26 protein-coding genes and 2 tRNA genes are annotated in these 24,753 nt (G+C 42.0%); 6 read left to right on the top strand and 22 right to left on the bottom strand.

What is annotated here, in order from left to right:
* Nucleotides 1–123: 123 nt before the first annotated feature.
* The 3 genes from CYCPU_RS0101680 to ychF all read right to left on the bottom strand — a co-directional run bounded on the left by CYCPU_RS0101680 (nt 124) and on the right by ychF (nt 1,876).
* Entirely contained in the window at nt 124–474 is a 351-nt protein-coding gene (locus CYCPU_RS0101680) for a hypothetical protein (RefSeq protein ID WP_015005148.1), read from the bottom strand.
* Nucleotides 475–633: 159 nt separating this feature from the next.
* A tRNA-Met gene (locus CYCPU_RS0101675) sits at nt 634–710 on the bottom strand.
* 74 nt (nt 711–784) lie between these two features.
* A complete protein-coding gene (ychF, locus tag CYCPU_RS0101670; protein WP_016390974.1) occupies nt 785–1,876 on the bottom strand; it encodes a redox-regulated ATPase YchF in 1,092 nt (363 codons plus the stop codon).
* A 145-nt stretch (nt 1,877–2,021) separates the two neighbouring features.
* Between ychF and leuB the strand changes: the two genes are divergently transcribed.
* Nucleotides 2,022–3,128, top strand: coding sequence for a 3-isopropylmalate dehydrogenase (gene leuB / locus CYCPU_RS0101665; RefSeq protein WP_016390975.1), 1,107 nt, complete (start codon nt 2,022–2,024; stop codon nt 3,126–3,128).
* Nucleotides 3,129–3,197: 69 nt separating this feature from the next.
* Here the strand turns inward: leuB and CYCPU_RS0101660 are convergent, their stop codons facing one another.
* The 3 genes from CYCPU_RS0101660 to leuC are packed head-to-tail and all read right to left on the bottom strand — an operon-like array spanning nt 3,198 to nt 6,805.
* Nucleotides 3,198–4,724 carry a hydroxymethylglutaryl-CoA lyase-like TIM-barrel protein gene (locus CYCPU_RS0101660; RefSeq protein ID WP_016390976.1) on the bottom strand — a complete coding sequence of 509 codons (1,527 nt, stop codon included), beginning with the start codon at nt 4,722–4,724 and terminating at the stop codon, nt 3,198–3,200.
* 31 nt (nt 4,725–4,755) lie between these two features.
* Nucleotides 4,756–5,370 carry a 3-isopropylmalate dehydratase small subunit gene (gene leuD / locus CYCPU_RS0101655; protein WP_015005144.1) on the bottom strand — a complete coding sequence of 205 codons (615 nt, stop codon included), beginning with the start codon at nt 5,368–5,370 and terminating at the stop codon, nt 4,756–4,758.
* 4 nt (nt 5,371–5,374) lie between these two features.
* On the bottom strand, nt 5,375–6,805 hold the full coding sequence (gene leuC, locus CYCPU_RS0101650) for a 3-isopropylmalate dehydratase large subunit (protein ID WP_015005143.1): 1,431 nt from the start codon (nt 6,803–6,805) through the stop codon (nt 5,375–5,377).
* Between the two features lie 338 nt (nt 6,806–7,143).
* Between leuC and CYCPU_RS0101645 the strand changes: the two genes are divergently transcribed.
* The gene (locus tag CYCPU_RS0101645; protein WP_015005142.1) at nt 7,144–7,992 is read left to right on the top strand and encodes an alpha/beta fold hydrolase; all 849 of its coding nucleotides are present in this window, start codon (nt 7,144–7,146) and stop codon (nt 7,990–7,992) included.
* Nucleotides 7,993–8,325: 333 nt separating this feature from the next.
* Here CYCPU_RS0101645 and CYCPU_RS0101640 read toward each other — a convergent pair whose 3' ends face one another.
* The 4 genes from CYCPU_RS0101640 to CYCPU_RS0101625 form a co-directional block, all read right to left on the bottom strand.
* On the bottom strand, nt 8,326–9,099 hold the full coding sequence (locus CYCPU_RS0101640) for an alpha/beta fold hydrolase (RefSeq protein WP_020161744.1): 774 nt from the start codon (nt 9,097–9,099) through the stop codon (nt 8,326–8,328).
* Between the two features lie 20 nt (nt 9,100–9,119).
* Complete coding sequence (locus tag CYCPU_RS0101635; RefSeq protein WP_020161743.1) at nt 9,120–10,499, bottom strand: porin; 1,380 nt, start codon at nt 10,497–10,499, stop codon at nt 9,120–9,122.
* 63 nt (nt 10,500–10,562) lie between these two features.
* Nucleotides 10,563–11,123 (bottom strand): OmpP1/FadL family transporter, encoded by a 561-nt coding sequence (locus CYCPU_RS0101630; protein WP_198003961.1) that lies wholly within the window; start codon nt 11,121–11,123, stop codon nt 10,563–10,565.
* A gap of 9 nt (nt 11,124–11,132) precedes the next feature.
* Nucleotides 11,133–11,864 carry an OmpP1/FadL family transporter gene (locus CYCPU_RS0101625; RefSeq protein WP_020161741.1) on the bottom strand — a complete coding sequence of 244 codons (732 nt, stop codon included), beginning with the start codon at nt 11,862–11,864 and terminating at the stop codon, nt 11,133–11,135.
* 117 nt (nt 11,865–11,981) lie between these two features.
* Here CYCPU_RS0101625 and CYCPU_RS0101620 point away from each other — a divergent pair, with 117 nt between their 5' ends.
* Together CYCPU_RS0101620 and CYCPU_RS0101615 are read left to right on the top strand one after the other, a co-directional pair.
* Nucleotides 11,982–12,869, top strand: a complete 888-nt coding sequence (locus CYCPU_RS0101620; RefSeq protein WP_020161740.1) for a LysR family transcriptional regulator — start codon at nt 11,982–11,984, stop codon at nt 12,867–12,869.
* A gap of 209 nt (nt 12,870–13,078) precedes the next feature.
* Nucleotides 13,079–13,375, top strand: a complete 297-nt coding sequence (locus tag CYCPU_RS0101615) for a putative quinol monooxygenase (protein WP_232228526.1) — start codon at nt 13,079–13,081, stop codon at nt 13,373–13,375.
* Nucleotides 13,376–13,496: 121 nt separating this feature from the next.
* On the opposite strand, the gene CYCPU_RS11650 is transcribed toward CYCPU_RS0101615, so the two are convergent.
* Nucleotides 13,497–13,772 carry a hypothetical protein gene (locus CYCPU_RS11650; protein WP_020161739.1) on the bottom strand — a complete coding sequence of 92 codons (276 nt, stop codon included), beginning with the start codon at nt 13,770–13,772 and terminating at the stop codon, nt 13,497–13,499.
* Nucleotides 13,773–13,872: 100 nt separating this feature from the next.
* On the opposite strand from CYCPU_RS11650, the gene CYCPU_RS11985 reads away from it, so the two are divergent.
* The gene (locus CYCPU_RS11985; protein WP_015005135.1) at nt 13,873–14,025 is read left to right on the top strand and encodes an alpha/beta hydrolase; all 153 of its coding nucleotides are present in this window, start codon (nt 13,873–13,875) and stop codon (nt 14,023–14,025) included.
* Between the two features lie 148 nt (nt 14,026–14,173).
* The gene (locus CYCPU_RS0101605) at nt 14,174–15,163 is read left to right on the top strand and encodes a YeiH family protein (protein ID WP_020161738.1); all 990 of its coding nucleotides are present in this window, start codon (nt 14,174–14,176) and stop codon (nt 15,161–15,163) included.
* A gap of 358 nt (nt 15,164–15,521) precedes the next feature.
* Here the strand turns inward: CYCPU_RS0101605 and CYCPU_RS0101600 are convergent.
* The 11 genes from CYCPU_RS0101600 to phoU all read right to left on the bottom strand — a co-directional run bounded on the left by CYCPU_RS0101600 (nt 15,522) and on the right by phoU (nt 24,749).
* Nucleotides 15,522–15,597 (bottom strand) — tRNA-Thr (locus tag CYCPU_RS0101600).
* A 44-nt stretch (nt 15,598–15,641) separates the two neighbouring features.
* Nucleotides 15,642–16,232, bottom strand: coding sequence for a hypothetical protein (locus CYCPU_RS0101595; RefSeq protein WP_232228521.1), 591 nt, complete (start codon nt 16,230–16,232; stop codon nt 15,642–15,644).
* 62 nt (nt 16,233–16,294) lie between these two features.
* Nucleotides 16,295–17,032: a type III pantothenate kinase gene (locus CYCPU_RS0101590; RefSeq protein WP_020161736.1), complete on the bottom strand. Its 738-nt coding sequence runs from the start codon at nt 17,030–17,032 to the stop codon at nt 16,295–16,297.
* Nucleotides 17,033–17,035: 3 nt separating this feature from the next.
* A complete protein-coding gene (gene birA, locus CYCPU_RS0101585; protein ID WP_020161735.1) occupies nt 17,036–18,028 on the bottom strand; it encodes a bifunctional biotin--[acetyl-CoA-carboxylase] ligase/biotin operon repressor BirA in 993 nt (330 codons plus the stop codon).
* Between the two features lie 60 nt (nt 18,029–18,088).
* Entirely contained in the window at nt 18,089–18,658 is a 570-nt protein-coding gene (locus CYCPU_RS0101580) for a PilZ domain-containing protein (protein WP_016390990.1), read from the bottom strand.
* Nucleotides 18,658–19,584 (bottom strand): MotB family protein, encoded by a 927-nt coding sequence (locus CYCPU_RS0101575; RefSeq protein WP_020161734.1) that lies wholly within the window; start codon nt 19,582–19,584, stop codon nt 18,658–18,660. Before CYCPU_RS0101575 ends, CYCPU_RS0101580 begins: the two co-directional genes overlap by 1 nt.
* 21 nt (nt 19,585–19,605) lie before the next feature.
* A complete protein-coding gene (gene pomA / locus CYCPU_RS0101570) occupies nt 19,606–20,379 on the bottom strand; it encodes a flagellar motor protein PomA (RefSeq protein WP_020161733.1) in 774 nt (257 codons plus the stop codon).
* Nucleotides 20,380–20,581: 202 nt separating this feature from the next.
* Entirely contained in the window at nt 20,582–21,832 is a 1,251-nt protein-coding gene (locus CYCPU_RS0101565; RefSeq protein WP_015005126.1) for an inorganic phosphate transporter, read from the bottom strand.
* Nucleotides 21,833–21,844: 12 nt separating this feature from the next.
* Entirely contained in the window at nt 21,845–22,570 is a 726-nt protein-coding gene (locus CYCPU_RS0101560) for a TIGR00153 family protein (protein WP_015005125.1), read from the bottom strand.
* Nucleotides 22,571–22,694: 124 nt separating this feature from the next.
* Nucleotides 22,695–23,888 carry a putative porin gene (locus CYCPU_RS0101555; RefSeq protein WP_020161732.1) on the bottom strand — a complete coding sequence of 398 codons (1,194 nt, stop codon included), beginning with the start codon at nt 23,886–23,888 and terminating at the stop codon, nt 22,695–22,697.
* 162 nt (nt 23,889–24,050) lie between these two features.
* On the bottom strand, nt 24,051–24,749 hold the full coding sequence (gene phoU, locus CYCPU_RS0101550; protein WP_016390994.1) for a phosphate signaling complex protein PhoU: 699 nt from the start codon (nt 24,747–24,749) through the stop codon (nt 24,051–24,053).
* Nucleotides 24,750–24,753: the final 4 nt, after the last annotated feature.

Raw genomic sequence — 24,753 nt, 5'->3', positions numbered from 1 at the left:
TCTAAAAGCGTGAGCTGAATAACTCACAGCTCGCGCTTTTTTCGCACACGGCAATGCTAGCAGCGGAAGTTTAGGTTACCAAAATAGGTGACAAAGTCTTATGGTAGGTTGCTGACGCTGTATTTAGCGACCACAAGCCGAGTCCATCATGGCTTTATTGTACGATGTTCTGGATTTGCTATATTCTGCCGCCCAAAAATCACAGGTTTCCCGCTTAATTCTTTGAACGTTCTTTTGATTAGCTGATTCAATAACTGCGATTCTTTTTCTTTCGCGATTTTGGGTTTGCAATTCTTCCATTCGCTTAGCAGATTCAACCTTCATTCTTGCAGTTGACTCTTCCATCAGTTGAGCAGCCACTCTTAACTCATAAGTCTTCCACGCTTTTTCTGCTAAAAAAAGCAGACCATTGCCTAAGAAAATAGCTATCGCTATCGTGAAACATAACGCGGTGTAGTTGATCCCTTCTTTCATCACTGATTCCTTTTTTTGCGTGCCGTCGTTTAGTAACTATAGTACGCAAATAACATTGAAAACCAAATAATGCTGTTAATGATAAGCAAACAAAACCAACAGCTCTTTTTAAGAGTCGCGTAGTAAAAGTTGCGTAATTTTTGAAGGCAAAACTTGAAATGGTGGTCATGGGTGGACTTGAACCACCGACCCCGGCATTATGAATGCCGTGCTCTAACCAGCTGAGCTACATGACCATACTTTGAAGGCTGTGAATTTTCGTAGTTTCGGCTTATTTTGTCAAGCCAAACAGGCAGATACCTGCGAAGTTTTACACATTAAACCTAAAGTGCGTTACATCTCCGTCTTGCATAATGTAATCTTTACCTTGAACACCCAATTTACCCGCCTCTTTTGCGCCCTGCTCGCCATTGTATTGAACAAAATCTTCGTAGGCGGTAATTTCTGCACGGATAAAGCCTTTTTCAAAATCGGTATGAATAACACCCGCAGCTTGTGGCGCAGTTGCACCTTGTTTAATGGTCCAAGCTCTTACTTCTTTTACTCCGGCAGTGAAGTATGTTTGCAAGCCCAGCAAGTGATAACCCGCTCTGATCACTCGGTTAAGCCCAGGCTCTTCTAGACCCATCTCTTCTAAAAATTCTGCACGCTCATCTTCATCTAACTGAATAATTTCAGCTTCCATGGCTGCACAAACGGCAACAATTTCGGCGCCTTGTTTTTGCGCTAATGCTGTCACAGCATCCAAATGTGGATTATTCACAAACCCATCTTCTTGTACGTTGGCAATATATAGCATGGGTTTTAATGTCAGCAATTGCAGGTCTGAAAATGACTTTAACTCGTCTTCACTTAAGCCTAATGTTCTTAAAGTAATATCTGAATCCAAATGCGCCAGCGCTTGCTCAATTAAGGCCTTACGTTTTAATTCATCTTTGTTGCCAGACTTCGATGCCTTGGTTGCTTTGGTCAACGCTTTGTCTAACGATGCCATATCTGCTAAGGCTAATTCAGTTTGAATCACTTCAATATCGGCTAAAGGATCAATTTTTCCTGCCACATGAATCACGTCATCGTCTTCAAAACAACGCACTACATGTGCTATAGCATCTGATTCACGAATATTAGCTAAAAACTGATTCCCCAAACCTTCCCCTTTAGAGGCACCAGCCACTAGCCCAGCAATATCCACAAACTCGAATGTTGTCGGTATTACGCGCTCTGGCTTGACGATTTGTGCCAGTTTATCCAAGCGCAAATCAGGCACAGGTACGATACCCGTGTTTGGCTCAATCGTACAAAATGGATAGTTTTCTGCTGCAATGGTTGCTTTCGTCAACGCATTAAAAAGTGTTGATTTACCAACATTTGGTAAGCCAACAATTCCACAATTTAAAGCCATAAGGTCATCTCTTTGAAGTTCTATACAGGCCGCTATTATACGTTAAGCGCCTACAGACTGAAAAACAATCTAAGTGATAATGGCACACACGCCTCTAGTCGCGTAAAATCCCTCTCTTATATTTATTAAATCGACAGGTAAACTCATGAAAAATTACAAAATTGCCATTATGGCGGGTGACGGTATTGGCCCAGAAATTATGCAAGAAGCCGTTAAGGTTTTAAAACTCGTTGAAGAACGCAATGATGTAACATTTGAATTAATGCCCGCTTTATTTGGTGCTTGTGGATATTTTGAAAAAGGTGATGCTTTCCCACAAGAAACCAAAGACATTTGCGATCAAGCCGATGCCATTATTAAAGGCCCTATCGGTTTAAGCCACGAAGAATCAAAAAAAATTCCTATCGACAAACAGCCTGAACGTGGTGCATTGTTACCTATGCGTCGTCGCTACAAAACTTACGCCAATTACCGCCCCGTTTCTCTTCCACAAAGTTTGGCTCACTTTTCTCCGCTAAAACCTGAAATTATTGGTGATGGCATTGACCTCATCATGGTTCGCGAACTGGTCGGCGGCTTATATTTTGGTAACAAGGAAGTTGGCGTTAATGATGACGGTTTACGTTATGTTAAAGAAACGTTGGAGTACGACGAAAACCAAATTCGCCAAATTATGCACCACGCATTCAAATTAGCCAGTGGTCGTAAAAAAGTACTTCACAATATACATAAAAGTAATGTTCTTAAATCATCCGTTTTATGGAATGAGGTGATGGAAGAAGTTGCTACAGAGTACCCAGATGTTAAGGTCATCAATATTTTAGTTGATGCTGCCGCAACTTTGCTTTGCTTAAACCCAACGCAGTTTGATGTGATGGTAATGGAAAACATGTTTGGCGACATTTTAAGTGATCAAGGCGGCGGTATTCTTGGTTCATTAGGCCTAATGCCTTCTGCTTGCCTAGGAGACGAGAAAGCTTACTACGAACCTTCTCATGGTTCTGCGCCGGATATTGCTGGTAAAAACATTGCCAACCCGTATTCCATGATTGGCTCTGTTGCTATGATGCTTGAATATAGCTTTGGCATGGTTGAAGAAGCGAAAAATGTTTGGGCTGCCATGCAAGGCGTTTTTGCTGATGGTTTCTCAACGGCAGACTTATCTAAGCCAGGTAGTGGCGTTAAGATGATTAGCACAGATGCATTCGGTGACAAGGTGGTTGAAAAACTTAAGGCTATGCCAACGGTTTAAATCTTATTTAACACCCAATAAAAAAGGCTTACAGATGTAAGCCTTTTTTATTGCTCGATTATTAATCGTTTACGATTTTTCGTGCAACTGAATATTAATCATTCGAAGCGCCGCAAGAATCGAGGCAAACACTTGGTTAGAATGTACACCCCTTGTTTTACGCATTTTTCGTTCATTCGCCCACGTAATAACACACTCTGTTAGTGCGTTAGTATGCCCGCCCTTAGGTATTCTTACTTCGTAATCTTCTAGCTCTGGCAATACCGCATCGTATTCAACCAATAGCTTATTAATGGCATCAATAAAAGCATCAAAACCACCATTGCCTGTGCCACTTGATTGATATTCAGCACCTTTTATATTCACAGCGATATCGGCAATAGACGATTGATCTAAACGACTGGTAATAGAACAGTCGAGCAAACGGATATGCTTGTAGCTTTCACTCTCTAATACATCGGCAATAATAAAAGGAAGGTCTTCAGTGGTAATCGTCTGTTTTGAATCCCCCAAACGAACAATACGTTCAAGCACTTTCTTTTGGTTTTCTTCCGACAGCTCAATACCCAAACGCTCAAGGTTCTTACTGAGTGATGCTTTACCGCTCATTTTACCTAAGGCATAGCTGCGTATTCTAGAAAAGCGCTCAGGGCTTAGCTTACTTTCATACAAACCGCCTTTCTTATCGCCATCAGCATGAATACCGGCGGTTTGTGTAAACACATCATCACCAATAATAGGCGCATTAGCCGCTACCCACTTGCCTGAAAAGTTTTCAACCATATTGCTTAAACGCACGATGTTACTTTCATCAATGGACAGCTCCATGCCCATTTTATCGCGCAAAACAACGGAAACTTCTGACACAGATGCATTGCCTGCACGTTCACCCAAGCAATTTACTGTGCAATGTATGGCGCTTACACCTGCTTCTACGGCGGCCATAATATTAGCTGTGCCTAGGCCGTAATCATTGTGCGGGTGAAAATCGAATTGCACGTCAGGAAATCGTGTACACATATCTGTTAACGCTGTTCGCACCTCATCAGGTGACATAACACCTAGCGTGTCAGGCAACATAAAGTGATCAATACCTGCATCTTTTATGGCCTCCATAAATGCAAACACATACTCCGGACTGTCTGCATAGCCGTTTGACCAGTCTTCTAGGTACACATTAACTTTTAAGCCTTGCTGCAAGGCATAATTAACCGTATTAAGCACTTGTTCAACGTGCTCGTCTAAGGTTTTACCTAACTGTTCTCGGCAATGCTTTTCGCTACCCTTCGTAAGAAGGTTGATCACCTTACCATTGGCATTAACAATCCAATCGACACTACGCTTATGGTCGGCAAAACCCAAGACTTCTACTTTTCCATCAAAGCCTTCAGCTTGCGCCCACTCATTAATATTACGAACTGCTTCTTGCTCGCCCTCGGACACACCAGCAGACGCAACTTCGATGCGGTCTACCCGCAGCGACTCTAATAACGCCTTCGCAATGCTTACTTTTTCAGCAGGCGAAAAGGACACCCCCTGCGTTTGCTCACCATCACGCAAGGTGGTGTCCATAATTTGAATATACCGAGAGCTCATTTTTCCGCTTAACTTAACCGCTTATTAGCTTTTACGCCCAAAGCCAAGGAAGACGCTGCTTATGCTGTTCTTCAAAGGCGCTGATTTTATCTACATGCTTAAGTGTTAGCCCAATATCATCCAAGCCACTTAACATGTTTTCTTTACGAAACGGATCAATCTCAAACGAGAACCCATTGCCACCCGGTGTTGTAACGGTTTGATTTTCTAAATCTACAGTAAAACTAACCCCTTCGTTTGCGCTAATTTCTGCCATTAACGCATCCAATTGATCAGGCTGCACAACAATCGCTAAGATGCCGTTTTTAAAACAGTTATTGTAAAAAATATCAGCATAGCTTGTTGAGATAATGGTATTAAAACCATAATCTGCAATCGCCCATGGCGCATGTTCACGTGACGAACCACAACCAAAGTTATCGCCTGTTACTAGTATCTTTGCCCCTTCAAACTCAGGCTTATTGAGCTCAAATTCTGGGTTAGGTGTTACACCATCATTCAAATAACGCCAATCATGAAATAGATGTACGCCAAATCCGCTACGCTCTACTTTTTTTAGAAACTGCTTTGGAATAATTTGATCGGTATCAACATTATTACGGTTCATTAATGCCGCAACGCTTTCGTGTTTTGTATATTTTTCCATAGCCTTAACCTAATTTACTGATATCGACAAAGTGACCGGCGGCCGCTGCGGCCGCTGCCATTGCGGGTGACACAAGGTGAGTACGTCCACCTTTGCCTTGACGCCCTTCAAAGTTACGATTTGATGTTGACGCACAACGTTGGCCGTCTTTAAGCTCATCGCCATTCATAGCCAAACACATTGAACAGCCTGGCTCGCGCCATTCCCAACCTGCCTCTTTAAATATTTTATCAATGCCTTCTTTTTCAGCTTGTACTTTCACGTGGAAAGACCCTGGCACGGCTATCGCTGTTACGCCCTCTGCCACGGTTGTGCCTTTTGCCATTTCAGCGGCATCACGAAAATCTTCGATACGGCCATTAGTACATGAACCAATAAACACGTAATCAATGTTGATATCGGTCATTTTGGTTTCTGCTGCCAATCCCATATATTTAAGTGCACTTTCGCAGGCTAAACGCTTGCCCTTATCATCAAAGCTTTCAGGCGTCGGTACTGCACCGTTTACGCCAATAACTTGTTCAGGCGATGTACCCCAAGTAACTTGAGGAGAGATATCTGATGCATTAAGGGTGATAACTTTGTCATATTCTGCACCTTCATCAGTTACCAGTGATTTCCAATACGTTAATGCTTGCTCCCACTGCTCTCCCTTAGGTGCAAACTCTTTACCTTCTAAGAAATCAAATGTTTTTTGATCCGGCGCCACCATGCCTGCACGGGCGCCTGCTTCAATAGCCATATTACAAACAGTCATACGGCCTTCCATCGTTAGCGCTTCAATCGCTTCACCGGCATATTCTATGACGTAACCGGTACCACCCGCTGTGCCTGTTACGCCAATAATCGCTAAGGCAATATCTTTTGCAGTACAGTGTTTAGACAACTTACCGTCCACTTGAACCAACATGGTTTTAGATTTTTGCTGTGGCAAGGTTTGCGTCGCCATCACATGTTCTACTTCTGATGTGCCAATACCAAACGCCAATGCGCCAAACGCACCATGCGTTGCTGTATGGCTATCACCACACACTACGACCATTCCAGGATGAACAAAACCATGCTCTGGCACAACAACATGAATCACACCATTATCTGGGCTTTCCATATCGTACAAATTTAGGCCATTTTCTTCACAGTTCTCTGCCATCGTTTCAATTTGCTTTTTAGCAATTGGGTCAGCAATAGGAAGATCACGATCTTTAGTCGGCACACAATGATCCATTGTCGCCAAAATGCTATGTGGGTTACGCACTGGCCTATTTGCCATGCGAAGGCCTTCAAATGCTTGAGGGCTAGTAACCTCGTGCATTAAGTGCCTGTCTACATATAACAAAGGAGCCTGACCTGGTTCTTGGTGAACAAAGTGGCTTTCCCAAATTTTTTCATACATCGTTTTTTTCATAATTCTTTCCAAGGCTAGTTCTTCAAGCATCTATTCGACAACGAGAAGAAAATGAGAGGCAGCACGCCAAATGAACCGTGTATTTTCGCTAATTTAGTGGTTTTTTGCAATTGGATTAAGCAGATAGCACAAACTTTTACCTAAATACCTTGTTTTCAAGCCCCACTTAATGCACTTAGATACTCTTCGGGCCACTTTTTTATTACCATAAAACCATATAGGCAACCAAACCTATCAACTTTTTCTAGTCACCACTTACTTACATCAGTAAAATCTAATTGAATGTAACAACAAGAATTCCATTGAGTTAATTCTTTACACGTTAAGACCTTCTTTAATCAAACATAATAAAAACTATAGGCAAATACATGACGACTCTTACAGAACAAAACACCAGCAAAAACATCCACATTAAAAATCTCGACATGAACCTACACTATAACGAAGCAGGCAGTGGAGACGAAACCGTCATCATGCTTCACGGTGGTGGACCTGGTGCAGCAGGCTGGAGTAACTTTTCTCGAAATATTGATGCTTTTGCAGAAAAGTATCGCACTATTTTATTAGATTGCCCTGGTTTTAATAAATCTGACGCTGTTATTACAGACCTAGCACGCGATGTACTAAACGCACGTGCTATTAAAGGCCTGATGGATGAGTTAGGTATTGAAAAAGCACACTTAATTGGCAACTCAATGGGCGGTGCCAGCGCACTTAGCTTTTCTCTTGAGTTTCCAGAGCGCCTAGACAAAATGGTATTGATGGGTGCTGGTGGTGGTGGCCAAAGCATGTTCTCACCAATGCCATTAGAGGGTATTAAATTATTGGTCGCTTTATACCAAAACCCATCCCTTGAAGCGTTAAAACGAATGATTGAAGTTTTTGTTTACGATCCTTCATTAATGAGCGACGAACTAATTGAAGGCCGCTTTGAGAATATGATGAGAAAGCCTGAGCACCTTGAAAACTTTATGAAAAGCTTTGCCAGTTCTAATATTATTGTCAGCGACTTTACACCCAACCTCGGCAAAATAGCAGCTGAAACATTTATCATTTGGGGTCGTGATGACCGATTCTGCCCTCTTGATCATGGACTTAAATTTTTATGGGGTATTCCTAATGCAGACTTGCACATCCTTAGCAAGTGCGGCCATTGGGCGCAGTGGGAACATGCAGAAAAATTCAACTCATTAACATTAGATTTTTTAGCTCGCTAAAGCAGAAATATTGAACCGCTAGTCATAATGCAGGCGATCAACCGCCAGCTTGAAACCTGCATTAGGCTAGTGCTGTTCAATGCTATACGCTAGAAGAAAACCGATCGGATAAAGCAGGACTATTCCCCACTCGACAGGTCAGACAACACAACAAACCGATCTGCCTTTTGCTAGTAGCGATGAGCGTTTTCGCAACTCAAGTACAGTTGGGCAATAGACAGACGCTGATAATTGCCCCGCAGAACTAGGGATAAACCTTGTTACTCTTATAGATAAAAAACGTCCCTGGCTTTTTAATATAAAGCGCTAAGGCGCACCACACTCACTTTGGCATTACAGTGTTAGACAAAACTCTTTTACCTCATTAACGACGGTTTCTTTAGCATCTAAGTGAACATAATGCCCTGCATCGGGCACAACCTTGACTGATAGCTGGCTGGGTATATGTTTTTTTGACAGATCAAGGTTTGGCAAATACCCAAAACCATCCTCTTTGCCAAAAACCTGCAAGACCGGACAGCTTATTTGTTGCAAATACTGCGTGCAATCCTCAGCTTGGTAAGCCTCACTATTCACTCTATTTATCCAATCATAGAACAAAATATCGAGCCCTTCGCCATGGAATTTAAAGAGCTTTTTTCGAAGGTCGCCATTTTCAAACGCTTCCTTAGCTTCTTGTGCACCGGCTAAACATTGATCATGAATAAGCATTTGCGGAACAATCGATACGACAGCACATACAACCTCTGTATGCAGGCTTGCCGCAACAAGAGATATAACACCGCCATAACTATGCCCCACTAGAATGACGTCAGTTAAGCCAAAGTGCTTAAAAAGATCAAGCAACGGCTCACCCGCCTCCTCTGCACGCGTGTCATACTCTCGAAACTCAGTTAGCGGCTCAGACTGCCCGTGCCCCCAGCGTTCATAAACAATAACGCATAAACCAGTAGCTTGATGCACTTGTTCGGGGAAATCACGCCACATTTCAATAGAGTCTATACCACCATGCAAAAAAACTAATGTAGGTGCGTTAGCCTGTATATGACCTATTTGTTGCACACGAAGGCGTCGGTTAGCTGCTTGAATATAGTGTTCTTGTTTCATAGGCTACACGTTTTATTGAATTAGAAGGAAAGCTGTAATTGACTAATAAACGATGGATAATTAAATTTACCGTCTGTGGGGTCATAGTACGCCAGCTCATTAATAAGCCTTAAGTTTTCATCAAACTGCCAAGTGAATATAGCTTGGTAAACACTACCTTGGTTCATACCGCGAGCTATTTCATCAGTCGATTTCCCTGTTAACGGTCTAAAGAAAGCTGTTCTAGAGGGGTGCTCATTATCGACATGCTGATACTGTAATGCCCATGCCCAGCCCATGTCTTCAGAGTTCAGCAAATAGGCACGGCTAAGGCCTAAAGTTAAAGCACTAGAACTCAGCGCATTTGTATTATCACCTTGTGTATTAACTGCTAAACCACCTGTGGCATCAGATTTAAATTCTGCCCATGACGCCCATAGCCACCAATGGTGCGCTTGAACGTCTGCAAATACGCTAAGCCACTCATTATCTAACTCAACCCCGTTAGGCTGAAATTTTGTATCCAACGTGACAGAATCTAATGATGTACTGTAGGCAGCACCAACGCTGTACGCTAACGGCCTGTCTTTAAATTGATATTCATCATCACTGGGGGAAATACCATTTGGGCGGAGCGCAAAGGCGGCTGAAAACAACAAATCGTTATTATCATTATTTAGCGATAAGTCAGGGCTATTAAATAAGCCAAGCGCATAATGTACACGGTTACCAAAATACCCCTTTGAGTTAGTTTCAGGCAGCCCCATATTGCCTTTTCTAATTGTTAACCCACGCGCTCGACCGACAGCCCCGGGTGATAACACCTCGGTAAATTTGCGTTCCACGCTAGCCGATTTATGTGGTCGCCTTGTATAACCGAGTGCAAATTGCTGCCCCACTGTGATACTACCAAGACTGTCATCAAAGTGCTTCAAACTCACCCAAGCATCCAGTAGTTTTTGCGCGTTTGATAAGCCTACCACTTCGTTAGATGCATCATACTGGAAGCGAAAAGCCACATTGTCACTTGCAAAACCCGTAAAACCTAGACGCGCTCGTCTTAATGTAAAACTATTTGTTCCTTGACGGCCATTTTTAGAGGGGACAAAGGTGTAGCGTGGCTGCGCTAACCCCCAAAATTTAATATTAGGACTCGCCTTGTTAACATTTTTTTTAGTCGCTACGACTAAATTATTAACAGCCGACTTAACACTGGTTTTTTTAGCCACGGAGGGTTTACTCGCTTGCAATTCGGCTTGTTGAGCATGTTGCTTAATGTCCGCCACATCATGTTCGCTTAGTAAGCCTTTTTTTTGAAGGGCTTCAAGAACCGCATTTGCATAGGCATGAGAAGAATCAGCTAAAGCAGGAAGGCTAACAAGCGCCAGCAAAGGGATTGATAATTTTTTTAACATAATCATTTATAGTTTTTCTTATTATGAGTGATCGGTTTATCCAAACCGAGGTAGTATGTTACACGACTTTTAGTAACTGTAACTGTAGCTAATATCTAAGGTCGTCTCAGCAATGCCAAACTTAACATCCGTCCCTAAAAATGCTGTGTTCTCAGCGGTTAATTCATTACGAAAGGCGTGCATAACAGCCAATGACCATTCTGAATGCTCACTGTTTTTATAGCTAAACCCAGCCGTTAAATGTTTAGCTGGCATGGCGGGGGTAATGGGGTTTAGTAACCCAGATCGTCTAGGAATCTGTTCTTCACCCACGTTTGCACCAGCCCGAAGCGTTATTTTGTCATCAAAAATGTAACGAACACCTAATGAATACGCCGTAATACTTTTCCAACCAAACCCAACGCTGTTTTTTGCACCGAGTAGCCTATCTGCGGAGAAACCGATCATAGGGTTCAGCTCCGAAGCCGTGGGCACAGGGTTTGACAACGCCTCAATGTCTTTGTAGTTAATGCGTGTCACATCAAAAGCAATAGACAGTTGTTTTGAAAAATTAATGGCCAAGCCCACACCGTAATTTGAAGGAATATCAAACTCACCATTGTTAGCAAGCAGACCAGAATATTTTTTCATCTTAGTCATTTACATTTTTGGTGCATAGTAGGCGCCAAACTGGTAAGTATCGTTAGATTTATAAAACCACCCTAATTTAATACCCAGTCCGTAGGACACCTCGTCCCCTCTGTTCGTTAGACTGCCTGCGTCTGACGATACGCCTTGAAAGAAGTCTAAACCTTGCGCACTAAATTTCTGAATACCAAATAAAGGAGATACCCCAATATAGTTATTTGGAGACATTTCATACGTGTAGGTGGTGGCGATAATAAGTTGCGCAAAATCCACCCCTAGATGCCCGTCTGTCGTTATGCTTGGAGCCCCTAAAACACGTTCGGCTGTTTCTGTAAACAAGCGTTTTCTATATGCCGTATTAATCCCACCATTACCGTAAACAGTAACACCCAGTGTGCTTTTATCATTTAATCGTTTATTCCAGCCAAAGTTCGGAACAATCCAATAATCGCGCTGACTATCATCCCGTACTAGCTCATCACAAGCCCCGATACCCCGGCAATCAAATTCGGCGTCACGGGGTAAATAGAGAAAACGAGCGCCAATATCTAAACCTTCTACTTGAGACATGCCGGCAGGGTTAACAGCACCTGTTAAAGTGTCTTCAGGAAAGGCAATCGCGGCTCCGGCCATGCCCGTCATTTTGGCACCGTAAGCAATCGCGAAATAGCCATTGATTGCAGATGCAAAATGGCTAAAGGAGAGCAAAAGAACCCCTACTGAAATCTTAGCTTTGTATGTCATAACATTCCCCTAGGAGTGCTGGGTTAATTGAATTGTTACCACACCATTAATTTCATATAATGAAATAATGCAGGAGATAATATACTAGACTATTCTCTTTTTAAGAACAATTATCTTATGGAAAACCTCAATCGAATGATGATTTTCTACCATGTCGTTGACTTGGGCAGCTTTACTGAGGCCGCTAAAGTGTTGAAAATGGCAAAATCGGCGGTTAGTCGACACGTCACCCTCTTGGAAAAACAAGTTGGTGCAAGGTTGTTAAATCGAACAACTCGTCAACTAAACCTAACTGAGGTTGGGCGAATCTACTTTCAAAGCTGCAAGAAAATCGTAGAAGAGACGCAGTACATGCAAAATGAAATCAGTGTGCTGCAAAACCAGCCCGTTGGCTCATTAAAAATTGCCACAACTAATAGCTTAGGGATTCAATATATTACGCCGTTAATTGTCGAGTTTATGCGTTTATACCCCAAATTAAACATTGAACTAATGCTACAAGACCAAGTGATCGACATGGTTGAAGAAAATATAGACGTGTGTGTTCGCGTGGGCTGGTTACAAAACTCTGACCTTGTCGCAACAAAAGTGGCTGATTCACGCCTGGTATTAGCCGCAAGTCCTAGCTATTTGAAGCAATACGGGCCAATAGTTACACCCAAAGACCTTGAAAAACATGCCTGCGTCATTTTTTCCTTATTGCCTAACCCGACTAAATGGACATTTACCCAAAAAAAGCAACAAGAAACCGTGTCGGTCGGTGCCATTATAAAAACTAACAATGCAGGCGCTGTTAAAGCTTTACTGTTACAAGGTGCGGGCGCATCTGTCTTGTCTCACTTTATAGTGGCTGAAGATTTACGAGAAGGACGCTTGGTTGAGTTGCTGCCTAATTATGACTTAGGGTCTGCAGGTATTTATTTAGTGTATCAAGAGAAGCAATATAAGCAGTTAAAAATACAGTTATTTAATGACTTTATTAAGAAAAATTTAAAATTGGACTGACAATAAAAATGAAATGCATGGTTAGCAATATCTCACACCAAGGATACGATATTGAATTGATTTATAAAGTGGTATAAACACGCCTGAGCGACCGGATATTTAGGCCACTTTACAAGTCTAGAATCACTTTTCCCATGATAGGTGATACTAGGCGATTTTAATTTTTGGTTATTAAAACCAAAAAATAATGAAAACTAAAAGAGGAAATAATGATGTCTATAAATGTAATATTGAATTTACAAGTTAGTACAGAAAACCGTGAAACACTATTAAATACATTCGAAGCTATATTACCGGATACACGCGCTTTTAAAGGTTGCCAAGAGATTGTCGTTACAAGCAATGATGATGACCCTTTAAATATTGTGGTGTTAGAAAAATGGGACTCGCGCGAAGACCACAAAAGTTATATGGCTTGGCGCTCAGAGCGCGGAGATTTAGAAAAACTAGGTACGTTATTAACCGCACCACCAACGACTAAATACCTTACACCGACAACAATATAAGTCCTTATTAATACACCGTATGGGGCTGCTTAGTAGCCCCATACTTTTTGCAAGAAAGACGCATCGAAGTAGTAGCAATCTTTCCTTAGTCGAAAAATACGCTATTTAATTTTCCGACACCCTAGAAGCTATCTTTTATAGACTTATTATTTTCAACAAGCGCAAAGAACTTAGGGTAGCTTGATTTTAATGACGTGATGATGCGCTCATGTGGTAAGTCAGCAAAAAAACCATAATCGGTAAGATATTCCATATGCTTTTTATCTTGTTCATTAAATTCGTGCATAAATGAATCATCTACGCCATTGAACTCCAATGGCTTAACACCAAACCGTGTACACATTTCGATATTAAAAGCAGGCGTTGCTTTAACCCACTTCCCCTCAAGGTAAAGCACACTCTATCCGTGCCACATAAAAACATCGGTTTCCAATAAATCCAATAATTTTTGTGTGCTTAAATGGTTTCTTACATCGGAGAAACCAAGCTGAGCTGGAATGCCAACACTTCAAGCGCATGCGGTTAGAAGTACGGCTTTTGGTGAATTTGAAGCCGTTATGATAGAAAACTGCGGGCATGTTCCACATGTTGAACAGCCTGATCTAGTTCCCAAGCGAAGCACAGACTTCCTTAAACGTTTAGCTGTATAAATAAACCACTGACCTGTCGGATTACCTCGACCAAGTTTTAACTATTAGACAGGCTTAATGCACCGTCATGTTACGATTATTTGCATGGGTTAACTGCAACAAAACACCTAGTCAATATGACTTAATCTAATCAACGATATTAAGACTCATGAAAAAAATTATTTATGTTATACCGGGCGTTGCTCTTTGCTGCGGAATGGGTTTCTTAGCAATATTGTTAGCCGCCTATGTTCCGGTAGGTGCTGTTACCTTAGCCATTATACTTGGCCTTATTGTCGGCAACAGTTTACGTATTAATGATCAATTCAAATCTGGTATTAACTATAGCGAGAAATATTTACTCTCCATTGCTATTGCCCTTTTAGGTGTTCAGCTAAATTTTTCAATTCTAAGTGAATTAGGCTATGCGACCATTTTAATGATCGTGTTTACGATGGGCGTTACTATTTTTTCATCGCTGATATTTGCAAAATGGTTTGGGTTTGATAAACGCTGTGCGTTATTGCTTGGTTTAGGGAATGGCATTTGTGGCAGTTCTGCAGTTGCAGCGACCAAGGATATAGTCGGTGCGAATGAAGAGCAAGTTGGCCTCTCCATTGCCATTGTGAATTTTTTAGGCACCCTTGGCATTTTTCTCCTACCCTTTATTAGTCACTACCTATTAAATTTATCTGAGCTTAATGCAGGTGTATTGATCGGCAACACATTACAAGCTGTAGGGCAAGTTTTAGCTGCCGGGTTTTCAGTAAGTCAAGCAACGGGGGAAGCGGCAACCATCGTTAAAATGGTCAGAATTTTGTTACTTGCCCCAGTAATCCTGATTCTGATCTTCATGTTTTCTCGAGTAAACATGAAAACGAATGAAGACCTCAAAGTCGCCTATAGAATCCCGCTCTTTGTCGTTGGTTTTTTTGGTTTCTCAGTTATCCAAACCTTTGGCTTACTGAAACAAGAACAAGTTGAGCTAGTCAGCACAATGAGCCACTACGCCCTTATTGTCGCCATGTCAGGCATTGGGTTAAAAATTGCCTTTGATGGAATTATTAAAAATGGCAAAAAAGCATTGCTTATAGCAAGTGTTATTTTTGTGTTTCAGATAATAATGAGCTCTAGTTTAATCCTTATTTTCTTTAAATAATGAAGCCCTATATTAGCCTTTAAAATTCAATTAATTCAGTCCTTTAAGGTCGAAAAAGATGGCCTGCTAATTACTATCGTTCAGATCTTAGGTGCCTCTTGACCGCTAAGAAAGTATTTTTTTAAAGACTCTACCGAGTAGATAGCTTAGGCTTTTCTGACGGCATTTCTCAAAATTCTAATCAGCAACTTAAGTATTTACGAATATCACCTGATTATTCAAACAAGGCATGCTGATACCCCACTGCAATCGCTTGATAGTATTGGCCGCCCGCCTGGTCTTGGCAGCGGCATAAAGTCGGTAGAATCGTCGAGCAATAAAAAAGCCCCTTAAATATAAGGGGCTTTAATACCTAAAATGGAGCTGGTGAGAGGATTCGAACCACCGACCGGCTGATTACAAATCAGCTGCTCTACCGACTGAGCTACACCAGCGTTAGGGGCGGTATTCTAATCCAAATAAAAACGTCGGGCAATGATTAACATGCAATTTTACGAATACTAATGTTTTCGCCTACTTTAAAGCCATCTAAATTGTCCAGTATCGGTGATAGACCATCACTTGTTATAAACTTTACGCCATAACGATACTTTTTGCGCCTAATAAGTTCGGCTTCAATCGATTTTTCCGACAAGGCCTTCAGTCTCTTTTCAGCACTGTCTGCCGTTGCAAACAAGCCTAATGAAATAATGCCTTTATTTGGACCGCTGGGCACTAACCACAAATCATCGACTCCGATAGCTTTTAATGTCTCAACATTATGCAATGGACGCTCCCCATCACTACGAGAAGGGTAGACAACCCAAAACTCCTCGAGCACTTTTGAGGGCATAACCGACACAGTACTTAAGTGATTACTTAATGTTTGTGATAATTTCTTCGCTTCGCCCTCATCAGCAAAATCACCGGCCACATAACATTCACTGATAGGCTGTTTCGCTTTGCTCTCCAACAAAACTTGTTTTTCAAGCATCGCAGCCACTTCTTCGTCTCCAACCAACACCAGCGTTTCAAGCTCACTTTCTTTATACAAGGGTGCTTGGTGTTGCTCCAGCCGTTTGGTTTCCACCACGGTGGTTCCCCAGAAAAAGTAAACTACATTTAAAAAAACCAACAATAATAATAAACGTTTCACTGGTATGATTTAGTCACTAGCTGTAAACCCTGTAACACAAGGTCTTTTTCCAATCGAACGTCCTGCCATAAGCCTTCCGCTAAAACAGTTGCATGGCCACCCGTTAAAATAGTTGTTATCGGTTGCTGATGCTTTTCCCCTACATCAACAACTTTTTCTCGTACAAACAGCACCAACATCTGTTCAACACCATACGTAACCGCTTCACTTGTATTTGTTCCAAGCTGACTAGAATTCAGCGTATCACCTATGTTGATTTTATGTGTGTTGCTTAACAGGCTTTTTCTCATTAATTCAGCGCCTGGAACTATAAAACCACCCAAATGTTGGCCGCTCTCTAATAGAAAGTCCATGGTCAGTGCGGTCCCTGTATCTACAACACATAGCATACCGGTATATTTATGGTGTGCCGCAATCATTGCTAACCAACGGTCCACACCTAATTGCGCGGCATCTTGATAGGCATTAACAACCCCACAAGCTTTACGGGTACTTTCTACAAACGTAGGCGCAGGGTAGAGACGTTCTTTAGCCCAAACCTGCAAGTCACGACAAAATGCTTCAGCAGCCACACTAGACACATAAATATTTGCGAGGCGACTCTCTTTTAACGTTGAAAAACCTTCCCTCAACGTAATTTCGTTACTAAACACGCCTTGATTTAACAAACGCCCTCTTTCAACCAACTGCCATTTAAGCGCTGTATTACCACGGTCTATATAAAGTTCAGACATTAATTACTCGCTTAACCTCAGGCTAACCTCACCTGACATGATTTTTTTCGTTCGGCCATCGGGGGTTAACAATAAGAGCTCTCCTGTCTTTGAGATACCACTCGCAACGCCTTCCTCGTATTGCTCACCAGATAAAATTCGAACCTTTTTATCTCGATAACAATCGTAGTTATTCCATTGCTCAACATGTGGCAATAAACCAGTCTCTTCGTAGCCATGCAGTATACTTAAAACCTCAGCCAGCACATGGGCAGCCAATTTATTTCGCCCCATTTTCTCGCCATACGCATGACACACATCAACCCAAGGCTGGCCAATTTCGCCAGACGACAATTCATTCATTTGATAATTGAGCCCGATGCCGACAATGGCAGTATAACCACCTTGGCTTTCCCCTTGAATTTCTACTAAAATTCCACCCAGTTTTTTACCTTCCCATAGAATATCATTTGGCCATTTCAGGCCATGACCATTTAAACCGAGGCTTTTGAGCGCACGACAAACAGCAACCCCGCACGCCAAACTCAGCCCCGATAAGGCCGATATCCCGCCCTTAAAGTTCCACAAAAAAGAAATGTATAGGTTTTGCCCATATGGAGACACCCATGATCTGCCTAATCGTCCTCGGCCCATTGTCTGCATTTCAGCCATACAAACTGACCCATTGGGTAAAGGCGTTAGTTGGTGTTTCTCAACGATGGCTTGGTTAGTCGATGCGCACACATCTAATACATCGAGCTGCTTCAACAAGGCTCTGTGTTCACTAGATAAGCAGGTAAGAATACGTTGTTTATCCAACAACTCTATTGCTAATTTTAAGCGCGTGCCTTTTCCTTTTACAGCATGGAAGTCAAAGCCTGCTGTTTCGAGTGTTTTGAGGTAATTCCAAATGGAAGCACGACTAACATTTAACTCATCGGCTAGCTGCTGCCCAGAAAAAAACTGACCATCTGCCATGCGTTTTATTATCGCTTTATGAATTTCAAGTAGTTCCATTAAAAAGGGTTACAGCTTCGTGCAATTTACTGAAGATAGATTTAAAAAATATAGTCTACGTTAGTCGCTTTGCTCACGTATATCATTCATCTGCTTTTTAACGATATGACGAATTAACAAATCCCTATCTTCATCGCCCAGCTGGCTATACTCAACAGCAACCTTGAACTGATCGCTATCTTGCTCACAAGAAACGACCTTTGAGAAAGTTTTTATGCTGGCTAGAGAGGGCGTTAAAATAAACTTTATCTCAACAATATCCCCTATATTCAGCGCATTACTTACCGCAAATGAAACACCCGAGGCACTGATATTAACCGGCTGAATCGTTTTTACAAACAGCTCATCGGTACCCATTATTATATGATGCGCTAATAAATTAATTTTAGCTTCTATAAAAGAAAAGTAACGCGCCACTTCAGGCGACTCTTTTTCTACATGGCGAAAATGTATCCGAGACACTTCATTCATTTTCTCCAACTCATTGGCTAGAGAGGCTGGCTCAACCTCATTCCTTTTAAGACCATCGGCTTTAGTCATTTCGTCGTTAGAAATAACGCGATAACTTATCGCCACTTCATCGTCTATTCTAAAAAAACGTCTACGCTCTTGTCCGGCATCTTGGCTCATTATTGTTTCACCACGTCTAGTATGGGGTTACTTAAATCTTGGGGCATTTCACCTTGAATTAAAATAATTTCGACACGCCTATTTAGCGCTCTACCCTCAGGGGTCTCGTTATCAGATAGCGGCACTGTATCTGCATGACCTTCAATGATCAGTCTTTTTTCATCCACCGTTCCATCGGTTAGCAGTGTTTGCGCGACAGTTACGGCACGTGCCGCAGACAGTTCCCAATTAGACCGATACAAGCCCGCCTTAATGGGAATATTATCCGTATGCCCTGCAACAGTCACTGTACCAACACTACCATTAACAACCGCTGTAATTTTATCCATTATGGGTAAAAACTCTGGATTAAATTCCGCACTACCTGAGGAGAACGAACCATTTTCATGAATTCTAATAACTACCCGGTCAAGGTCGGTTTCCACACTCACCATATTTTGGTCAATTTCTTCGACCATAAACTCTCTAATTTCTTCGGCTAAATTTTTAGCATCCTTAATTTTTTGCTCAGTGGCTTCAACATACTCCGTCACGATTTTCGCTTTTGCCTCAACCTCTTCTTGTTTTTTAGCATCCTCTTTTTTCGTTGTGTCTGAGTCAGACTCTGAGTCTTTGCCTAAAAACTCTCTTTCCGAGTCGGTTGTTTGCTGCCGCACCTCATCTAAAATGGTTGGGTCACCCGCCGCCGGGCTAAAGTGCTGTGCAACCACACTGGTCCCTTTAACTATTTCATAAGCAACCACCTGTCTTTGCACCCCAAACGCATCATTTAAAGAGTCTGCCATTTTCTTAAAACGGTTTGCATCCATAGTTGCCATTGATAATAACAATACGAAAAAGCACATCAATAATGACATTAAGTCGGCAAAGGTCCCCATCCATGCTGGAAGCCCTTCTTCACATTTTGGACAATTATCATCACTCATGTTGAATCACTGTCTGCATTATTATTCGACCTCTTCAGGCTCACCCACTGACGATCGTTGACTTTCAGGTAAATACGTTTTGAGCAACGTTTCTAAAACACGTGGGTTCATACCTTCTTGAATACTTTGAATGGTTTCTAAAATTAATACTTTATTGAGTCGCTCATTATGGCTAATACCCGCCAATTTAGCCGACATCGGCAATGCAAACGCATTAGCGATAACCGCACCATACAAAGTGGTTAGTAAGGCCACGGCCATTGCCGGACCAATTGCCGCTGGATCAGACATGTTTGCGAGCATTTGCACCAAGCCAACCAAGGTTCCAATCATCCCCATCGCTGGCGCCATATCACCGACCGCCTTCCACATATTCTGACCAACTTCATGGCGACCAATCGCTAAGTCCATATCTCGACTTAATAACTTTTGCACCATCGCTGCGTCATGACCATCTACACAAAGACTCAAGCCTCGTTTGAGGAATTCGTTATCCACCTCTTGATCTTCTAACGCCAACAGTCCATTTTTACGGGCCACATCAGACAGCTCCACTGCCTGCTTGATGAGATCAACAGGGTTATCATTTTTATTCATGAAGGCTTTAATAGCCACTTTAAACGAACTCAAAAATTCCGAGATCGACAACTGCATCAAAGTCACCATGAAGGTGCCAACTACTACGATCAAAACAGACGGCACATCAACAAACATCATGATATCTCCGCCTGTTGCAATGGCGGCAATAATAATGCCCAAACCACCCACAAAACCTATTAACGTCGCTAAATCCAAAACTCTTCCCTTATTTAATTCTCATTTATACCGTCAATAATCGGCAAGGTAACAATGAAACTTTAGCAGATAAAATACGTTTATGGCGAAGCTCTCCCATAAAACAAGCGTGCTCTACGCAAAAACACGCTTATTATCTATTCATCCGTGCCTGTTTGCCCTATCTGCTAAAACTTTTCTCCTTCATAAAGAAAGCAAGCTCCTAAGCAAAAATCCCTTTGAGTATGAAGAAGAAAACAATTGCCAGCACGCCGCCAACCGGCAAGGTAATAATCCAAGACATAAAAATACCACGAACGACACTCATATTAAGTGACGAAATACCGCGCGCCATACCAACACCTAAAACCGCCCCCACCATTGTGTGTGTTGTTGAGATAGGCAAACCCATACCTGAGGCTAACACAACTGTTGAAGCCGCTGAGATAGTACAACAAAACCCACGGCTTGGTGTTAATTCGGTAATCTTCGAGCCAACTGTTTCAATAACCTTACGGCCATACATTGCCAGACCCAATACAATACCAACACCTCCGACTAAGAGTATCCACATTGGTAAGGCCGATTTCTGTGATAACTCACCGGTATCAATAATACTATTAATTGCCGCTAATGGGCCGATAGCATTTGCCACATCATTTGAGCCATGTGCAAAGGCCATTGCACAAGCGGTAATAACCATCAAGGAGCCGAATATTTTTTCGACGTTTGCATAATGGAAATCACGGTCCGCGCTCGCATCAAACTTTACACGACTCACTAAATACTTACCTAATATCGTTGTTAGCACACCAAAACCCAGTGCTACCGCAATCGAGTCTGTCATGGATAAATCTAGTCCCACATGTTTTAAGCCTTTCATAATGGTGACCAATGTGAGCATAAAGCCAACCAAAAAGACATAATAAGGAACATAACGCTTAGCGTTTTCGAACGGTTTTTCTGTATCTAGAATAATCGTTTGAACAGACCTAAATAACATATATGAAATAGCGCCCGCCAATAATGGAGAGGTGACCCAGCTCATCACGATTGTACCGAGCTTGCCCCAGTACACCGCATCCATACTCATACCTACAATCGCAAAGCCGACAATAGAGCCAACAATCGAATGCGTTGTTGAAACTGGCCAGCCTTTAAATGAAGCAACCAGTAACCAAGTTCCCGCTGCCAGTAGCGCTGCGAGCATACCAAAAATCAAAATCTCGGGGGTTGCACCCAAATCGCTAACATCGACAATTCCTTTTCGAATCGTAGAGGTAACCTGCCCACCCGCTAAAATAGCCCCTGAAAATTCAAAAATGGCTGCAATAATAACAGCCTGTTTAATAGTAATCGCTTTAGAGCCAACCGATGTTGCCATCGCATTCGCCACATCATTCGCACCAATGCCCCACGCCATAAATAGGCCGAAAACAATCGCTAATACCAAATAAGTAGTTCCGTAATCCATTGTCCCTTCCCCTTATTTAGCCAACATCAATTGAAAGCGACGACCGACACGCTCAGCATCATCGGCAATATCGGCAATAGATTCTATAATCCGATACATAAACATCACATCTACCGCATATAACTCTTTTTCGACCGCAAACAAATCAGCACGCAAATCAACCTGAATCCGATCCGTAGCCGACTCCAAATTATCTAACTCGGTCAACATATCCTCAACCACATGCACCGCGTGGCCTCTAAAACCCGTTTCTACCAACTCATCTAGCTCATTGACCACTTTCAATGCTTGATGACACGTTTCGACTGTCGCTCTCACCAGCTCAATAGCGCGTTTACTTGCTTGCTCTGGAAACTTAAGTTGGCGACCAACAACAATACCGGCTATATCTCTGGCACGGTTTGCTAATAAGTCTTGCACACGCAATGCATCCAACAAGTCTTGACGTGCAATAGGCATAAATAAGCCAGTCGGCAAATGCTCACGAAGAAAGTGCTTCTTATCATCGGCGTCTTGCTCTAACTCAGCAATTTGGTGATACACTTTTTCTACCGATTCTGTATCCCCTTTGCTCATGAATTCAAACAAATCGACTAATTTAGAAACACATTCGTCAACAAGTGCCATATGTTCCTGTATTGGCGCCACTGGAGAAGTACCAAACAGGCCGGTAATATAGTTTTTAGAAGCCATATTTTTATTAATATTTAATTTAGAAAGAATGTCGGCATTTTGCATTAATCTGACCAGTATTGCCAAAACTATTGTTTCCACATCACAAAAAAAAGCCCAGACATGAATGCCTGGGCTTATAAAACTATTGCGCAAATGCCATTAAGGCACTGCTGATCAAAGCATAACGCTAGAATTTAGCTTTTAGGTCAATTTGCCATATATCTGAATCTAAATCACCGTTTAATTGGCCAACTTCAGAGTCTATATAGGTTGTTCCAACACTGAAATTTTTATCAATCTTGTACGATAACTTCCAGCGATTACCTTCAGAGTCGGTACGTCCACCCGCGAAGTCAGAATCATTAAAAGCGCCGTTTACAGCGTTTAACTCTGTTTCACGATAATCATAACTGGCTTTCCAGCGACCCATTTTAGTTTCAACACCTAACAACCATGCGGTGTCTTCACCATCGTTTAAGCCATCTGCATCACCATTTACAACATACTGGCCATAAACTGTTAGAGGCAAACCAGCATTAATATTAAGTGAACCAAATATTTCTTGCAGACTATATTTTGTTGAATCATTACCGCCGCCACTTGTAAAGGCACCTGCTTTGTTTGCATCGTAATCATAAATACTTCCACCTAACATCGCTTTAGCACCTGCCACATTAAATTTAGCAGTCAATTGTCCATAGCGCATCGTTTGATCTTCGTCAAAGCTATAGCCATCAATATCATCTAAGACAAAGTGACCAACTGACCCTATAATTTCTGCACCCGCCAATTTAGCTGTGTAACGAGCTGCACCACCTTCTGGGTTCACATCACCATCCCATACAAGGCCACCAGATACCTGTTCCCATGGTTGTTTGATCTTACCACCCATCAAATCTAAGCCACTAAAAGGCGTCCAATTAATATACGCCCTATCAAAGTAAACCGTATCATTTTCAAAGCCATCACCTAATGTCTCATTCGTGGAGGTTGCGCCACCATTAGAGGCCATTCTGACACCTGCGGTTACTGTATCAGTCACTTGACCTTCTACGGCTATACGCGCGCGATAGCGCTGACGGTCTTCACGCTTTGAAGAACCATTTGTATCATTACGAAACTCTTGGCGTAATCGTAAATCACCCTTCACTTTAAGCTTACCTGCCCATGCCATTTTCTTAAGCATTTCGTCTGAAGGTTTGTTTTGCTTATTCATCATGTTTGACATAGACAGCTCTGTATACTGATCTTCTGTAATAGCACCATTAGCTTTTAAGATGTCTAATAATTCCTTATCCACCGCAAATGAAGCCGGTGCCAATACAATTGAAGCGCCCAATAATGTCGCTTTAATCGCCACAGATAATTTAGTTTGTTTCATTTTTAATCCCTTGTTTTTTAATAAATATCTTTAACTCGGGCGCATATTAAAGGGGCTAAATGACAATGGTGTGACAGCCAGATGACAATTGTTGTTTTTTGCCTTTTCACAACAAAAAGCCCGCCATAAGGCGGGCTTTTAAAACGTAGACAATCATTTAGTTTACAAGTGTTTTTCTAACTCTTTTACTTCAACGTGCCTAACATCTTTGCCTTTAACAAGGTAAATAACGTATTCACAAATATTACAAGCACGATCACCAATGCGCTCTAGAGCTCGTGATGACCATAATAGATCAATTGCTACCGGAATTTTTCTCGGATCTTCCATCATATAAGTGATTTGTTGGCGGACCAAATTTTCATAATCCTTATCCACTTTTTTATCGACTTGAATGACATTAAACGACTCATCAACATCTCGACGTGCGAACGCGTCTAATGCCTTGTTCAGCATGCCTATCACACGGGTCGACATCTGCTCGATGCTATCAAACTGTTCAGGGAAGGCGCCCCGTTTAGAAATATCAATCGCTTGCCTAGCAATACGCTTTGCCTCATCGCCCATTCTTTCTAGATCACTGGTTGTTTTGATAATAGCCATTATCAAACGCAAGTCCGTTGCCGTAGGCTGCCTCATTACGATAATACTGTTGCACATTTCATCAATGTCAACATCAAACGTGTTCACCTTCAAGTCATCCTCGATGACCTCTTCCGCCATTTCTTTATCGCCCGCCAATAGCGCCTTAACCGACTTTTCAATTTGCTGAACCACTAAACCACCCATGTTCAGCACACTGGTCGTCACCTCTTCAACGTCTTCATCGAACTTATGTGAAATATGTTCCCCTGTAGTCATATTG

The sequence above is a fragment of the Cycloclasticus pugetii PS-1 genome (assembly GCF_000384415.1).
In the GTDB taxonomy this organism is placed as follows: Bacteria; Pseudomonadota; Gammaproteobacteria; order Methylococcales; family Cycloclasticaceae; genus Cycloclasticus; species Cycloclasticus pugetii.
Note: the sequence above shows the minus strand (reverse complement) of the source record. Positions and strands in the feature narration are given on the sequence as shown.

Bases quoted from the DNA above. Each gene is read 5' to 3' on its own strand.
- CYCPU_RS0101590 (WP_020161736.1), bottom strand. From the start codon at position 17,032: ATGTCTGAACTTTATATAGACCGTGGTAATACAGCGCTTAAATGGCAG.
- CYCPU_RS0101560 (WP_015005125.1), bottom strand. From the start codon at position 22,570: ATGCAAAATGCCGACATTCTTTCTAAATTAAATATTAATAAAAATATG.
- birA (WP_020161735.1), bottom strand. From the start codon at position 18,028: ATGGAACTACTTGAAATTCATAAAGCGATAATAAAACGCATGGCAGAT.
- CYCPU_RS0101645 (WP_015005142.1), top strand. From the start codon at position 7,144: ATGACGACTCTTACAGAACAAAACACCAGCAAAAACATCCACATTAAA.
- CYCPU_RS0101555 (WP_020161732.1), bottom strand. From the start codon at position 23,888: ATGAAACAAACTAAATTATCTGTGGCGATTAAAGCGACATTATTGGGC.
- CYCPU_RS0101625 (WP_020161741.1), bottom strand. From the start codon at position 11,864: ATGACATACAAAGCTAAGATTTCAGTAGGGGTTCTTTTGCTCTCCTTT.
- CYCPU_RS0101580 (WP_016390990.1), bottom strand. From the start codon at position 18,658: ATGAGCCAAGATGCCGGACAAGAGCGTAGACGTTTTTTTAGAATAGAC.
- CYCPU_RS0101615 (WP_232228526.1), top strand. From the start codon at position 13,079: ATGATGTCTATAAATGTAATATTGAATTTACAAGTTAGTACAGAAAAC.
- leuC (WP_015005143.1), bottom strand. From the start codon at position 6,805: ATGCTTGAAGAACTAGCCTTGGAAAGAATTATGAAAAAAACGATGTAT.
- CYCPU_RS0101620 (WP_020161740.1), top strand. From the start codon at position 11,982: ATGGAAAACCTCAATCGAATGATGATTTTCTACCATGTCGTTGACTTG.
- leuD (WP_015005144.1), bottom strand. From the start codon at position 5,370: ATGGAAAAATATACAAAACACGAAAGCGTTGCGGCATTAATGAACCGT.
- phoU (WP_016390994.1), bottom strand. From the start codon at position 24,749: ATGACTACAGGGGAACATATTTCACATAAGTTCGATGAAGACGTTGAA.
- CYCPU_RS0101660 (WP_016390976.1), bottom strand. From the start codon at position 4,724: ATGAGCTCTCGGTATATTCAAATTATGGACACCACCTTGCGTGATGGT.
- CYCPU_RS0101680 (WP_015005148.1), bottom strand. From the start codon at position 474: ATGAAAGAAGGGATCAACTACACCGCGTTATGTTTCACGATAGCGATA.
- CYCPU_RS11985 (WP_015005135.1), top strand. From the start codon at position 13,873: ATGCCAACACTTCAAGCGCATGCGGTTAGAAGTACGGCTTTTGGTGAA.
- CYCPU_RS0101635 (WP_020161743.1), bottom strand. From the start codon at position 10,499: ATGATTATGTTAAAAAAATTATCAATCCCTTTGCTGGCGCTTGTTAGC.
- ychF (WP_016390974.1), bottom strand. From the start codon at position 1,876: ATGGCTTTAAATTGTGGAATTGTTGGCTTACCAAATGTTGGTAAATCA.
- CYCPU_RS0101640 (WP_020161744.1), bottom strand. From the start codon at position 9,099: ATGAAACAAGAACACTATATTCAAGCAGCTAACCGACGCCTTCGTGTG.
- CYCPU_RS0101575 (WP_020161734.1), bottom strand. From the start codon at position 19,584: ATGAGTGATGATAATTGTCCAAAATGTGAAGAAGGGCTTCCAGCATGG.
- leuB (WP_016390975.1), top strand. From the start codon at position 2,022: ATGAAAAATTACAAAATTGCCATTATGGCGGGTGACGGTATTGGCCCA.
- CYCPU_RS0101605 (WP_020161738.1), top strand. From the start codon at position 14,174: ATGAAAAAAATTATTTATGTTATACCGGGCGTTGCTCTTTGCTGCGGA.
- CYCPU_RS0101630 (WP_198003961.1), bottom strand. From the start codon at position 11,123: ATGAAAAAATATTCTGGTCTGCTTGCTAACAATGGTGAGTTTGATATT.
- CYCPU_RS0101565 (WP_015005126.1), bottom strand. From the start codon at position 21,832: ATGGATTACGGAACTACTTATTTGGTATTAGCGATTGTTTTCGGCCTA.